We start from the raw sequence: 13,347 nt of genomic DNA, 5'->3' as shown, positions 1-13,347 counted from the left end.
TTCTGGCCCGCCGCCGACGGCATAGGATGAGCAGTGAGTCGAGGTGCTGTCGGCCTCGACAAACCCCTGTCACTAGGAGGACATTTTGACTGATTTCACGCTTCCTGAACTGGACTATGACTACTCCGCGCTGGAGCCACACATCTCCGCACGGATCATGGAGCTTCATCACTCCAAGCACCATCAGACCTACGTCACCGGTGCCAACACTGCACTGGAGAAGCTGGCCGAAGCCCGCGAAAAGGGCGACTACGCCACGACCCCCAAGCTGCTCAAGGACCTGCAGTTCAACCTGGGCGGGCACACCAACCACTCGATCTTCTGGAAGAACCTCTCCCCAGAGGGCCAGGAGCGCCCCGAGGGTGAGCTCGCCGCCGCGATCGACGAGTACTTCGGCTCCTTCGAGGCGTTCCAGCAGCAGTTCACACAGGCCGCCCTCACCATCCAAGGCTCCGGCTGGGCGATCCTCGCCTACGAGCCCATCGGTGGCAACGTGGTGATCGAGCAGTTCTACGATCAGCAGAACGGCGTGCCCGTGGGCACCATCCCGCTGCTGATGCTGGACATGTGGGAGCACGCCTTCTACCTCGACTACCAGAACGTGAAGCCTGACTACGTGAAGGCCTTCTGGAACATCATCAACTGGGCGGATGTCGCCTCACGCCTGGAGGCCGCCCGGTCGGGTGCCTCCAAGCTCGTCACGCCCTGATCACGGGCAGTTCCTGATCACGCCGCGTGAGCACCGGCCCGCAGATGTTTGGGCCAGTCGCGGCGACGTGATTGAATAAGAAACAGGAAAACTGAAAATCGCGTTCTGCAGACAGCCTGAGAACAACGATGTTGTTGGGGGTCAGCGGTTCGACTACGGTCGAGCTGCTGATCCCCAACGCGTGTCTAGGGACATGTTGCCCGGAGAGATCTCTGCGGGCTGACTGGGCAGGAACGCTTCGAGGGACCGCAGGAACTGCGGACCCACACGTCAAGGAAGGAACCTCATGGCGACAAAAATCGCGATCAATGGTTTTGGACGCATCGGCCGCAACGTGCTGCGGGTGCTGGAGAACACCGGCCGCACCGACCTCGAGCTCGTGGCGATCAACGACCTCACCGACCCCGCCCAGCTGGTGAACCTGACCAAGTACGACTCGGTCATGGGCCGCTACCCGAAGGACGTGTCCCTCGACGGCGACACCCTCGTCGCAGGTGAGCGCCGCATCAAGCTCTTCTCCGACAAGGATCCGGCAAACCTCCCCTGGGGCGACCTCGAGGTCGACGTCGTGCTGGAGTGCACCGGCTTCTTCACCACGAAGGAGACCGCAGGCAAGCACCTCGACGCCGGCGCCAAGAAGGTCATCGTCTCGGCTCCGGGCAAGGGCGTCGACGCGACCCTGGTCATGGGCATCAACGAGAACACCTATGACCCGGAGAAGCACACCGTGGTCTCCAACGCCTCCTGCACCACCAACTGCCTGGCTCCGCTGGTCAAGGTGCTCAACGACGAGTTCGGCCTCGTCGAGGGTCTGATGACCACCGTGCACGCCTACACCGGCGACCAGCGTCTGCATGACGCCCCGCACAGCGACCCACGCCGTGCCCGCGCCGCAGGCGTGAACATGGTGCCCACCTCCACCGGTGCTGCCGCCGCCATCGGCGCCGTCATCCCCGAGGTCGACGGCAAGCTCGACGGCTACGCCATCCGCGTGCCCGTCATCACCGGCTCCGGCACCGACCTCACGGTCGCGATCGAGAAGGAGGGCGTCACCGCAGAGGACATCAACGCCGCCTTCAAGAAGGCGGCCGAAGGTCCGCTCAAGGGCATCCTCGCCTACAACGAGGACCCACTGGTCTCCTCCGACATCGTCGGCGACACCCACTCCTCGATCTTCGACGCACCGCTGACCAAGGTCATCGGAAAGACCGTCAAGGTCTTCGCGTGGTACGACAACGAGTACGGCTACTCCTCCCGCCTGGTCGACATGACCGCTCACGTCGGCCGCTGATCCCGACCACGTGACGAAGGCCCCGGTCTCGACGAATCCTCGTCGAGACCGGGGCCTCTCGCATGCCGCGTCCCTGTTTGCCCCTTCCAGCGATTGGTACCCTGAACTCATGACTGCAGCCACCCTTGACGCCCTGATCTCCGAAGGCCTCACCGGCCGCCGTGTCCTGGTCCGCTCCGACCTCAACGTGCCGCTCAAGGACGGGGCGGTCACCGACGACGGCCGCATCCGCGCTTCACTGCCGGTGCTGGAGAAGCTGGCGGCCGCCGGTGCCCGCGTTCTGGTCACCGCGCACCTCGGGCGCCCCAAGGGGGAGCCCGACCCGCAATACTCCCTGGCCCCTGTCGCAGCACGCATGGCTGAGCTCACCGAGGTCACCGTGCGCCGCGCGGAGGATCTCGTCGGCGAGAGTGCCGCAGCCGCCAGCGAAGAGCTGGGCGAGGGTGAGATCCTGCTCCTCGAGAACGTCCGCTTCGACCCTCGCGAGACCTCGAAGGACGACGACGAGCGCGCCGCACTCGCAGCAGAGCTCGCCGCACTGGTCGGCGAGACCGGGGCCTATGTCAACGACGCCTTCGGCGCCGTGCACCGTCGGCACGCCTCGGTCGCAGACATCACCGCGAAGCTGCCCGCCTACCAGGGGGACCTGGTCCGCGACGAGCTCGAGGTCCTGAAACGGCTGACCGAGACTCCGCAGCGTCCCTACACGGTGGTGCTCGGCGGCTCCAAGGTCTCGGACAAGCTGGCTGTGATCGAGAATCTGATGAGCCGCGCCGACACGCTGCTCATCGGCGGCGGCATGGTCTTCACCTTCCTGAAGGCGCAGGGTTACGGCATCGGCAAGTCCCTCGTGGAGAACGACAAGCTCGAGACGGTCAAGGGCTTCCTCGCGGAGGCCGAGCGGATGAACTGCCGCATCGTTCTTCCCACTGATATCGCCATGGCGTCAGCCTTTGCCGCGGACGCCGAGGTCGAGGTGCTGCCCACCGAGTCTCTCGAGTCCGGCAAGCACGGCGAGCAGGCGCTGGGACTCGACATCGGTCCCGATACTGCCGCAGCATTCAGCAAGGAGATCGCGCAGTCCAACACCGTCTTTTGGAACGGTCCTATGGGCGTCTTCGAGATGGAGGCGTTCGCCAAGGGAACCGCCGCGATTGCTGAGGCGCTCACCGCCACCGAAGGCTTCACCGTGGTCGGCGGCGGCGACTCCGCAGCTGCGGTGCGTGCCCTCGGCTTCGACGAGCACAGCTTCGGGCACATCTCCACCGGCGGCGGCGCGAGCCTGGAATACCTTGAGGGCAAGTCGCTGCCCGGCATCGACGCGCTCGGCGGCTGAGCTGCCCATCGTGTCTGTGCTGTTGTGACTCCGTCACCGATCTCATCACTGTTGAAAGGGAAATCTTCTCCATGACTACTCAAAAGAACGGCGCCTATGTGCGCCGGCCGCTGATCGCCGGCAACTGGAAGATGAACATCGACCATATGGAAGCGATCGCACTGGTGCAGAAGCTTGCGTGGACGCTCGACGACGCGGGCCACGACTATGAACGTGTCCAGGTCTCGGTCTTCCCACCCTTCACCGATCTGCGCGGGGTCCAGACCCTGGTCTCCGGAGACAAGCTCAAGGTCGACTACGGCGCCCAGGACCTCTCGGATCAGGACTCCGGGGCCTACACCGGAGACATCTCCGGAGCATTCTTGAAGAAGCTCGGCTGCTCGCAGGTCCTCATCGGACATTCGGAGCGTCGCGAGGTCCATGGGGAGACCGATGAGCAGCTGGGCGCCAAGCTCTCTGCCGCGCTGCGCCACGACCTGGCACCGGTGCTCTGCGTGGGCGAAGGCCTCGAGGTGCGCGAAGCCGGGAACCACGTGTCTCACACGCTGGCCCAGCTCGAGGGCGCGCTGAAGGGTCTCTCCGCGGAGGATCTCACCGAACTCGTCGTCGCCTATGAGCCCGTCTGGGCCATCGGCACGGGCAAGGTCGCCGGTCCCGAGGATGCGCAGGAGATGTCCGCCGCCGTCCGCACCAAGCTGGCGGAGCTCTACTCGCAGGAGTTCGCCGACACCGTGCGGGTGCTCTACGGCGGTTCGGTCAAGTCCAAGAACGTCGCCGCGGTGCTGGCCGGGCCGGACGTGGACGGCGCCCTCGTGGGCGGAGCAAGCCTGGATCCCGAGGAGTTCGCAAAGATCATCTCCTTCGAGAAGCACATCGCCGCCCAGGGCTGACCCGCTCAGGGGTGACCCCGTCTCGGGTTATCCTGGTAACTGATACGCCCACGATTCATCACGAAAGGTCGCTGTGTCTGCGCTGACCATCGCACTCCAGGTTATCCTGGCGCTCATCAGCATCATGCTGATCATGCTCATCCTGCTCCATAAGGGGCGCGGCGGTGGCATGTCCGATATGTTCGGCGGCGGTGTGACATCGTCGTTGGGCTCCTCCGGCGTCGCCGAGCGGAACCTCAATCGACTGACCATCACTCTGGGCGTGATCTGGGGCCTGATCGTGGTCGCCCTGGCGCTGCTGGTCCAGGTCAGCGCCGACATCTGACCGACCACCCTTCCTGGCTGGTTGAGTTCTCCGGCGGCTACGTAGCCGCCGGAGAACTCAACTGCCCGGGATGACTGGGGTTCAGCCGAGCCCTGCGGCGGCTGCCCGGTCCAGGTGCCAGATCGTCTCCAAGGTGCCGGCCACGCGAGTGGCCGGAATCTCCTGCGGATCTGTGCCCTCAGTGAGGGCCTTCGCGGCGGCCGCGGCCTTGTCCTGGCCCACCACCACGGTCCAGACGCGATCCGCGCTGTGGATCGCGTCGAAGGTCAGCGACACGCGCTGCGGCGGCGGCTTGGGGGAGTCCTCCTCGCCCACGGTGACCACTCCGCTCACGCCCAGCGAGTCCTTGCCCGGGAAGAGGCTCGCGATATGGCCGTCCGGGCCGACGCCGAGCAGGAGGACGTCGAAGCGGGGGAGGGCGAGACCTGAACGGCCGCCCTCGTCGGCAAATGCCTCCAGACTCGCTGCGTACATCTCCGCCCCCACGATCGGCGACGCCGCATCCTCTGAAGTGGGCATGCGGTGCACGTTCTGCGCGGGGAGCCCGTGCTCGGCGATGAGGGCATCCAAGAGCGCCGTGTGGGCCTGCATGGCGTTGCGCTCGGGATCATCACTGGGAAGCAGCCGCTCATCGCCCCACCAGAAGTGCACTGCCGACCAGGACGGGGTCTCCGTGCCGGGTTCGGCGACCAGCTCAGCAACTTTCTCCAGCACGGCGATTCCGGCGCTGCCGCCGGTCAGGACCGCATGCGCGCTGCCGTGGTCTGCGACGGCGTCCACCAGGACGGCCAGCAGCCGCTCGGCGACCACGTTCACCAGCTCGTCCTTGCCTGCGTAGATCTCGGTGCGCGGCGCGGCCACGGCGGCGTTACCGGAATCAGTCATGTCTGCGGGTCCTCTCAGGGCTGTCGTGGACGGTACGTGGTCCGAGCATAGTGGGTGCGTCAGTCAGCGGACCCGACGGTCTCCGGGAATTCCATCGCCGGGAGGGCTCGGGTGAGCACTTCGCCGAAGACCTCGTCGGAGTCGAGCCGTCGCAGCTCCTCCGCCAGGCAGACCTGGAGCGTGCGGACGGGCAGTGGGACGCCCTGGACGAGGCCGTCGGCCGAGTGCAGCACCGCGATCTCCTCACCGCGCGGACGCGAAAGGCTCACATCGCCGGGATCCCGATGGAAGGTGACGGCAGTCAGGGTCAGGGGGAGCTCTGACCCTTCCGGGGTCGCGGTGGAGATCAAATCCACCGGCACCTCTAGGGCCATCTTCAACCAGGCCGCCAGCAGCGCAGCGCTCGGCAGATCGGCGGCAGCCTCGACTGTCACGGTGGAGATCTCGTCGGGGTCCAGGGTGTCCAGGATGCTGGCCAGCTGGATGCGCCAACCGGTCAGCCGCGTCCAGGCCAGGTCTGTGTCGCCCTCGCTGTAGTGCGCGGAGAGCCGGCGCAGCGCATCCAGCGGGCGCGGATCCATGGCAGTGTCGGTGATCCGCCGATGGGCGATCTGTCCGATGGGAGTCTTGCTGACCCCATTGGGAAGCTCATCCGCCCACCAGGCGACGATGGGGGCATCAGGCAGCAGCAGTGCCGAAACCATCGCCTCATTCTGCTCAGCAAGCTCCCCGGAAGCTTTCAGGACGATGACCTCAGAGGCCCCGGCGTCCCCGCCCACCCGAATCTGGGCGTCAAGTCGGGTGGCCTCCGAGGCGTTGCCGGCGGCAAGCACGATGATCCGGCAGGGGTGCTCCCGCGAGGCGAGGTTCGCCGCTTCGATGGCGGGTTCGGCGTTGTCCTTGGAGGTCAGGATGACCAGGGTGAGGACTCGGCTCAGTGCGACCACGCCTCCGGCTTCGCGAAGCTCGCGCAGCTTCTTCGAGACCTTGGAGGTGGTGGTGTTCTCGATATCGACGATCATGGTTCTCCTTAGGGCCTGCGCCAGGTGCGACCGTCACGGGCCAGCAGGTCGTGAGCTGACTGCGGCCCCCATCCGCCGGGAGCATAGGGTTCGGGCTGGACCTGCTGCGCCTCCCAGTGCTTCTCGAAGGGATCGAGGATCTTCCAGGAGAGCTCCACCTCCTCCTGCCGCGGAAACAGCGGAGGCTCACCGAGGAGCACATCGAGGATCAGCCTTTCGTAGGCCTCGGGGCTGTCCTCGGTGAAGGCATGTCCATAGCCGAAGTCCATCGTCACATCCCGGACCTCCATCTGGGTGCCGGGCACCTTGGAGGCGAAGCGGATCGTGGCCCCCTCGTCCGGCTGGACCCTGATGACGACGGCGTTCTGGCCGAACTCGTGGTCATTGTGGTCCTTGAAGAGCAGATTCGGCGCGCGCTTGAAGATCACGGCGATCTCGGTGACGCGGCGACCCAGCCGCTTGCCGGCGCGGAGATAGAAGGGGGCACCGGCCCACCGGCGGGTGTTGACGTCAAGCTTCAACGCAGCGAAGGTCTCCGTGGTGGAGTGAGGATTGAACCCCTCCTCGTCCAGGAAGCCGACGACCTGCTCACCGCCCTGCCAGCCGGAGGTGTACTGTCCCCGGGCTGAGGCTGCATCCAGATCGTCTGGAAGCCGGATCGCTTCGAGCACCTTCTCCTTCTCTGCGCGAAGGTGGTGCGCGTCGAAGGAGATGGGCTCCTCCATCGCGGTCAGCGCCAGCAGCTGCAGCAGATGATTCTGAATGACATCGCGCGCGGCACCGACGCCGTCGTAATAGCTGGCCCGTCCACCGATCCCGATGCTCTCGGCCATGGTGATCTGCACATGGTCCACATGCTGGGCGTTCCACAGGGGCTCAAAGAGCTGGTTCGCGAAGCGCAGCGCCAGGAGGTTCTGGACCGTCTCTTTGCCCAGGTAGTGGTCGATCCGGAAGACCGCATCCGGCGGGAAGACCGATTCCACCACTGTGTTGAGCTCCTGCGCGGATTCGAGGTCGTGGCCGAAGGGCTTCTCGATCACCACTCGGCTCCATGGATCCTCAGGGGAGGACTGCGGGCTGGTCAGGCCGTGGGCGGAGAGCTTCTGGCAGACGACCTCGAAGGAGTTCGGAGGAATGGAGAGGTAATAGGCGTGATTGCCGCGCGTGCCCCGCGCTTCTTTCAGCTCTTTGAGCGTCTCTCCGAGCAGGGCGTAGGCGTCGTCGTCGTCGAAGCCCGAGGCCTTGACGAAGCGCAGTCCGGCCGCCAGCTGGTCCCAGACCCGCTGGTCGAACGGAGTGCGCGCTGAGGCCTTGACATGATCGAGCACGTCCGCGGCGAACTGCTCGTGGGTCCAGTCCCGGCGCCCGAAGCCGACCAGCGAGAAGCTCGGCGGCAGCAGGCCCCGGTTCGCCAGATCGTAGATGGCGGGCAGCAGCTTCTTGCGGGCGAGGTCGCCGGTGACGCCGAACATGACCATCGCCGAAGGCCCCGCGATTCGGTTGAGCCGGCGGTCCCGGGCGTCCCGGAGGGGATTGCTGCTTCTGCTGCGGGAGCCGCTCACAGGGCCTCCACCGTGTCGATGAGCTGGGTCAGCCCTGCCTGCCGGTCCTGCAGGTGGACGCGGAGCACGGGCATGTCATGATCGGCCAGCACCTGGGCATCGCCGGCGGCCTGGGCCGCGATGAGCTTGGTCAGCGTGAAGGGACGGTCGGGAACCTCGACATCGCCCTCGGAGTCGGTGGTGATCTGCAGGAACGCGCCGATGTGGGGTCCGCCCTTGTGGAACTGACCGGTGGAGTGCAGGAACCGTGGGCCCCAGCCGAAGGTCACCGGTCGCCCGGCCAGGGAGGAGAGCTGCGCGCGGATGCTCTCGAGCTCGTGCTCACTGGTGCGGTCGAGGTAGGCCATCACAGCGAGGTAGCCATTCTGCGGCACCGTCTCCAGGAGCGCCTTCAACGCAGCCTCCAGGCTGGCGGTGTCAGCGTCGGTGAGCGCGGAGCTGCCCAGTGTGCGGATCTCCACAGCACCGTCGACCTCAGCCTCGGTGGACTCCGGGGTCTCGGCGTCCAGCATCCCGCGGGCGGCGACCTTTGCGGACTCCACATCGGGCTGATCGAAGGGGTTGATGCCCAGCAGCGCGCCCGCGACGGCGGTGGCGACCTCCCAGAGCATGAACTGCGCGCCGAGGCTGCCACCGGTGCGGACCTTGTGCGAGCTGACGACCAGATCGGCGATGTCATTGTCTACAGAGGAGCCGTCCTCGGCGTCGACGTCGATGATCTGCACGGTCAACACATCGTCGGCGTCGCGGTGCAGCTCGGGCTCGCCGTCGCCCACGATCACCGGCAGCAGCCCAGTGCCGTTCTTGCCGGTGGATTCAGCGATGAGCTGCTCGATCCAGGCCCCCAGGCCCAGCAGCGGAGAGCCCGCGTCGACGACGACGAGCTTGTTCCGCAACGGGTCGGTGCCACCGATGGCGGCGCCGAGGCGCAGACCGGGGTTGTCGGCGTCGTCCTCGGCCAGGATGGCGAGGGTCTCCTCAGCGTCATCGAGGAGCGATTCAAGATCGGCACCGGCCAGGCCGGAGGGGACCAGCCCGAAGGCGGTCAGCGCGGAGTAGCGGCCGCCCACGGTGGGGTCCGCCTCGAAGACCGCGCGCACGCCCGCCTCAGCGGAGGACTTCGCCAGCGGCGAGCCGGGATCGGTCACGATCACGGTGCGGGACTGGGCGTCGATGCCGGCGTCGGTCATCGCCTGCTGCACGATTCGCCGCTGGGAGTCGGTCTCCACGGTGGAGCCTGACTTCGAGGACACCACGAGCACGGTCTTCTCGATGTCGGTGCCGAGGACCGAGGCGACGTGCTGAGGGTCAGTGGAGTCCAGCACGGTCAGCTCGACGCCTGCGGTGGCGCAGATGACCTCGGGGGCCAGTGAGGACCCGCCCATGCCTGCCAGCACCACACGGGTGACGCCTTCCCCGGCGAGCTCTTCGCGCAGCGCGGTGATCTGGGGCAGAAGCTGACGGGACCCCTCGAAGAGGTCGACCCAGCCGAGTCGCTGGCTGGCCTCGTCCTCGGCCTCGACTCCCCAGAGGGTGTGGTCCTTCGCCGCCAGCCGGGAGGCGAACTCGTGGTCCAGCAGGCCGGGGACCTGGTTCTCAGCGGCTTCGCGGGCCGCCCCGGTCAGTGTCAGGGAGAGTGAGCTCATGACGTGCTTCCTTTCTCAGCCGAACGCCTGGGTTCGACCTGGCCAGCATCTGCACTTATAGGGGGCCGGTGGGATTCACACGGCTGTTGACCCTGACCGGTGCCCGGTCGGGATCTGACACCTCGAGATCCACAGACCTCGAGATTCTCAGACCATGGGATCTTGTGACCCCTGACCGGGCACCGTACGGAGTGAACAGTCGCCGGGCCCGCCCGTGAGGACGTGCCCCGCGGGCTCAGCTCAGCTGTTGCGCTTCAGGCCATCCTCGATGGTGCCGAGCAGGCCCTTCCAGGAGACCTCGAACTTCTGCAGGCCTTCATTCTCCAGGGCGTCCACGACCTCGCGGTAGCTGATGCCTGCCGCGGAGATGCCGTCGAGGACCCGGTTGGCCTCCACATAGGTGCCGGAGAGCGTGTCGCGCTCCACCACCCCATGATCCGCCAGTGCCAGGAGCGTCTTCTCCGGCATGGTGTTGACCACGTCGGCGCCGGCGAGCTCGGTGACATAGAGGGTGTCGGAGAGGTTGGGGTCCTTGGTGCCGGTGGAGGCGAGCAGCAGGCGCTGCGGACGGCCTCCGCGCTCGGCCAGCAGCTGCCAGCGCTCGGAGGAGAAGGTCTCCACTGCGATCTGGTGAGCCAGCCGAGCGTTTGCGACGGCGGCCTGGGACTTCAGCTTCTCGGTGCCGGGCTTGCCCTCCTCGGCTGCCAGCTCCAGGCGCTTGTCGATCTCGGCGTCCACGCGGGAGACGAAGAAGGACGCCACCGAGTGGATCTTGGAGATGTCGATGCCCTCGGAGTGGGCCTTCTCCAGGCCCAGCATGAAGGCGTTGATCACCGCGCGGTAGCGCTCCAGTGAGAAGACCAGCGTGACGTTGACGCTGATGCCCTCGGAGACCACGGCGGCGATCGCTTCGATGCCCTCGACGGTGGCCGGGATCTTGATCATCACGTTCTCGCGGTCCACGGCCTTGTACAGCTCGCGGGCCTGGGCGATGGTCCCTGCGGCATCGCGAGCCAGACGGGGATCCACCTCGATGGAGACGCGACCGTCAACGCCGTTGGAGGCGGCGTAGACGCCGGCGAACACGTCGCAGGCCTCGCGCACGTCGGAGGTGGTGATGTCGAAGACGGCCTTCTCGGCGTCGGCCCCGGCGGCAGCCAGCTCGGCCAGCTGCTGCTCGTACGCCTCGCCGTCCTTCAGCGCGGATTCGAAGATGGTCGGGTTCGTGGTCACGCCGACGACGTTGTGGGTGTCGATCAGCTTCGCCAGCGAGCCCGAGTTCAACCGCTCACGGGAGAGGTCGTCGAGCCAGATGGAGACGCCGAGGTCGGACAGCGCCTGAGTGTTGGTGTTTGCAGTCATATTCAATGCTCCTGATGCCAGGGGGTGGGTATGGGGTGGGCCGGCCGCCGCGGTCCCCGCAGACTCAGCTGCGGGAACCGAGGCGGACTGCCTCAGGAGGCCGCGGCGATGGATTCCTGGGCGGCCTCGGTGACGGCTGCTGCGGTGATGCCGAACTGCTCGTAGAGCACCTTGTAGTCGGCAGACGCCCCGAAGTGATCGAGTCCGACGATCCGGCCGGCGTCGCCGACGATGTCGCGCCAGCCCATCGGGGAGGCGGCTTCCACTGAGACGCGCGCCTTCACGGCCGCGGGGATGACGCTCTCGCGGTAGGCCTCGTCCTGCTCGAAGAACCACTCGCGGCAGGTCATGGAGACCACGCGGGCGGCGACGCCCTGCTCGGCGAGTGCCTCGCGTGCCTCGACGGCCAGCTGCACCTCGGAGCCGGTGCCGATCAGCACGACGTCGGGGGTCACCACTTCGCCGTCCTTGACGGACTCTGCCAGCACGTAGGCGCCCTTGGCCGCGCCCTCCACCGAGCCGAACTCCGTGGCGGTGGCCGCTCCCGCGCCGCGTGCGTAGGTGGGGATGCCCTGACGGGTCAGCGCCAGACCGGCCGGACGGTCGCTGCGGCGCAGCACCTCGCGCCAGGCGATGGCCACCTCGTTGGGGTCGCCGGGGCGCACCACATCGAGGTTCGGGATCGCGCGCAGAGTCGCGAGCTGCTCCACCGGCTGGTGGGTGGGTCCATCTTCGCCCAGTCCGATGGAGTCATGGGTCCATACGAAGATCGAGCCGATGCCCATCAGCGCCGCCAGGCGGATCGCCGGACGCTGATAGTCCGAGAAGATCAGGAAGGTGCCGTTGTAGGTGCGCAGCGGCGTGGACAGCGAGATGCCGTTGGTGATCGCCGCGGCTGCATGCTCGCGGATGCCGAAGTGCAGGTTGCGTCCGTAGGGGTTGCCGCTGAACTTCTCCGTGGAGTGGGACTCCGGGATGAAGGATTCGTAGCCGTCGAGGTGCGTGTTGTTCGATCCCGCGAGGTCGGCGGAGCCGCCCCACAGCTCGGGAAGGACCTCTGCGATGCCGTTGAGCACCTTGCCGGAGGCGGCGCGGGTGGCCATGTCCTCCCCGGCCGGGAACTCGGGCAGCTGGGACTCCCAGCCTTCGGGAAGCTCGCCGGCGGTCAGTCGGTCCAGCAGCTTCGCCTCATCAGGGTTCGCCTCGCGCCAGGACTGGTACTTCTTGTCCCACTCCTGACGGGTCTCGACGCTGCGCTCGAGGATCTTGCGTGCGTGGGTCAGGACCTCGTCCTCCACCGCGAAGTGCGCCTCGGTGTCGAAGCCGAGGAGCTCCTTGAGCGCCACCAGCTCATCGGTGCCCAGCTTGGAGCCGTGGATGCCGCCGGTGTTCTGCTTCTTCGGGGAGGGGTAGCCGATCACGGTGCGCAGCGCGATGAGCGAGGGCTTCGAGGTCTCGGCCTTCGCAGCCAGCAGGGCGCGGTGGAGCTCGTTGATGTCCTCGTCGTAGTCGCCGGACTTCTTCCAATCCACGCGCTGCACGTGCCAGCCATAGGCCTCGTAGCGGGCCGAGACGTCTTCGGTGAAGGCGATGTCCGTGTCATCCTCGATGGAGATCTTGTTGTCATCCCAGATCACCACGAGGTTGCCGAGCTCCTGGTGGCCGGCCAGCGAGGAGGCCTCGGAGGTCACGCCCTCCTGGAGGTCACCGTCGGAGGCGATGACCCACACCGTGTGATCGAAGGGGGACTCGCCGGCAGGTGCGTCGGGATCCATCAGGCCGCGCATCCGGCGCTGGCCGTAGGCGAAGCCGACCGAGGAGGCCAGGCCCTGGCCCAAGGGGCCGGTGGTGATCTCCACGCCGGCAGTGTGGCCGTACTCAGGGTGGCCCGGAGTCAGCGAGTCCCAGGTGCGCAGCGCCCCCAGGTCTTCGACCTCCAGGCCATAGCCGGAGAAGTAGAGCTGCAGGTACAGGGTCAGCGAGGTGTGGCCGGGGGAGAGGATGAAGCGGTCGCGACCGATCCACTGGGGATCGGTGGGATCATGCTTCATCACCTTCTGGAAGAGCAGGTAGGCAGCGGGGGCCAGCGACATCGCGGTGCCCGGGTGGCCTGAGCCGACCTTCTCCACGGAGTCGGCGGCCAGCACGCGCAGCGTGTCGACTGCCCGCTTATCCAGATCGGTGAATACGGCATTCTCGGTCACGAGGGGTTCCTCCAAAGGGTGAGTGACGGTGGACAACGAGGTCCGCGCACATCGTTGTGCCGCGCAGGGACAACCCTACCGGGATAGAGGCTATTCCTGGCAGATCATCGCGGCA

The 13,347-nt window shown here is 66.7% G+C and carries 11 protein-coding genes; 5 read left to right on the top strand and 6 right to left on the bottom strand.

Going from position 1 to position 13,347, the window contains the following annotated elements; genetic code table 11:
• The first annotated feature begins 85 nt into the window (after nucleotides 1–85).
• The 5 genes from IY716_RS02780 (at nucleotide 86) to secG (ending at nucleotide 4,551) form a co-directional block, all read left to right on the top strand.
• Nucleotides 86–709, top strand: a complete 624-nt coding sequence (locus IY716_RS02780; protein ID WP_218220097.1) for a superoxide dismutase — start codon at nucleotides 86–88, stop codon at nucleotides 707–709.
• A gap of 286 nt (nucleotides 710–995) precedes the next feature.
• A complete protein-coding gene (gap, locus tag IY716_RS02775) occupies nucleotides 996–2,000 on the top strand; it encodes a type I glyceraldehyde-3-phosphate dehydrogenase (RefSeq protein ID WP_192590677.1) in 1,005 nt (334 codons plus the stop codon).
• Between the two features lie 109 nt (nucleotides 2,001–2,109).
• The gene (gene pgk, locus IY716_RS02770) at nucleotides 2,110–3,336 is read left to right on the top strand and encodes a phosphoglycerate kinase (RefSeq protein ID WP_218220096.1); all 1,227 of its coding nucleotides are present in this window, start codon (nucleotides 2,110–2,112) and stop codon (nucleotides 3,334–3,336) included.
• 71 nt (nucleotides 3,337–3,407) lie between these two features.
• Nucleotides 3,408–4,226, top strand: coding sequence for a triose-phosphate isomerase (gene tpiA, locus IY716_RS02765; RefSeq protein WP_218220095.1), 819 nt, complete (start codon nucleotides 3,408–3,410; stop codon nucleotides 4,224–4,226).
• A gap of 73 nt (nucleotides 4,227–4,299) precedes the next feature.
• Nucleotides 4,300–4,551, top strand: coding sequence for a preprotein translocase subunit SecG (secG, locus tag IY716_RS02760; protein WP_218220094.1), 252 nt, complete (start codon nucleotides 4,300–4,302; stop codon nucleotides 4,549–4,551).
• An 81-nt stretch (nucleotides 4,552–4,632) separates the two neighbouring features.
• Here the strand turns inward: secG and pgl are convergent, their stop codons facing one another.
• The 6 genes from pgl to tkt all read right to left on the bottom strand — a co-directional run bounded on the left by pgl (nucleotide 4,633) and on the right by tkt (nucleotide 13,232).
• The gene (gene pgl, locus IY716_RS02755) at nucleotides 4,633–5,436 is read right to left on the bottom strand and encodes a 6-phosphogluconolactonase (protein WP_218220093.1); all 804 of its coding nucleotides are present in this window, start codon (nucleotides 5,434–5,436) and stop codon (nucleotides 4,633–4,635) included.
• Nucleotides 5,437–5,495: 59 nt separating this feature from the next.
• Nucleotides 5,496–6,458: a glucose-6-phosphate dehydrogenase assembly protein OpcA gene (locus tag IY716_RS02750; RefSeq protein WP_218220092.1), complete on the bottom strand. Its 963-nt coding sequence runs from the start codon at nucleotides 6,456–6,458 to the stop codon at nucleotides 5,496–5,498.
• Nucleotides 6,459–6,466: 8 nt separating this feature from the next.
• Entirely contained in the window at nucleotides 6,467–7,936 is a 1,470-nt protein-coding gene (gene zwf, locus IY716_RS02745) for a glucose-6-phosphate dehydrogenase (protein ID WP_218221370.1), read from the bottom strand.
• An 80-nt stretch (nucleotides 7,937–8,016) separates the two neighbouring features.
• Nucleotides 8,017–9,666: a glucose-6-phosphate isomerase gene (locus tag IY716_RS02740; protein ID WP_218220091.1), complete on the bottom strand. Its 1,650-nt coding sequence runs from the start codon at nucleotides 9,664–9,666 to the stop codon at nucleotides 8,017–8,019.
• 240 nt (nucleotides 9,667–9,906) lie between these two features.
• Nucleotides 9,907–11,028 carry a transaldolase gene (gene tal / locus IY716_RS02735; RefSeq protein WP_218220090.1) on the bottom strand — a complete coding sequence of 374 codons (1,122 nt, stop codon included), beginning with the start codon at nucleotides 11,026–11,028 and terminating at the stop codon, nucleotides 9,907–9,909.
• Between the two features lie 92 nt (nucleotides 11,029–11,120).
• Nucleotides 11,121–13,232, bottom strand: coding sequence for a transketolase (gene tkt, locus IY716_RS02730; protein WP_218220089.1), 2,112 nt, complete (start codon nucleotides 13,230–13,232; stop codon nucleotides 11,121–11,123).
• Nucleotides 13,233–13,347 lie beyond the last annotated feature (115 nt).

This window comes from Nesterenkonia sp. Act20 (assembly GCF_019173455.1).
GTDB lineage: Bacteria > Actinomycetota > Actinomycetes > Actinomycetales > Micrococcaceae > Nesterenkonia.
This window is presented reverse-complemented; position numbering and strand designations above follow the sequence as displayed.

Coding starts and splice junctions, on each gene's coding strand:
- pgl (WP_218220093.1), bottom strand. CDS start 5,436: ATGACTGATTCCGGTAACGCCGCCGTGGCCGCGCCGCGCACCGAGATC.
- IY716_RS02740 (WP_218220091.1), bottom strand. CDS start 9,666: ATGAGCTCACTCTCCCTGACACTGACCGGGGCGGCCCGCGAAGCCGCT.
- IY716_RS02750 (WP_218220092.1), bottom strand. CDS start 6,458: ATGATCGTCGATATCGAGAACACCACCACCTCCAAGGTCTCGAAGAAG.
- gap (WP_192590677.1), top strand. CDS start 996: ATGGCGACAAAAATCGCGATCAATGGTTTTGGACGCATCGGCCGCAAC.
- tpiA (WP_218220095.1), top strand. CDS start 3,408: ATGACTACTCAAAAGAACGGCGCCTATGTGCGCCGGCCGCTGATCGCC.
- tal (WP_218220090.1), bottom strand. CDS start 11,028: ATGACTGCAAACACCAACACTCAGGCGCTGTCCGACCTCGGCGTCTCC.
- zwf (WP_218221370.1), bottom strand. CDS start 7,936: ATGGTCATGTTCGGCGTCACCGGCGACCTCGCCCGCAAGAAGCTGCTG.
- pgk (WP_218220096.1), top strand. CDS start 2,110: ATGACTGCAGCCACCCTTGACGCCCTGATCTCCGAAGGCCTCACCGGC.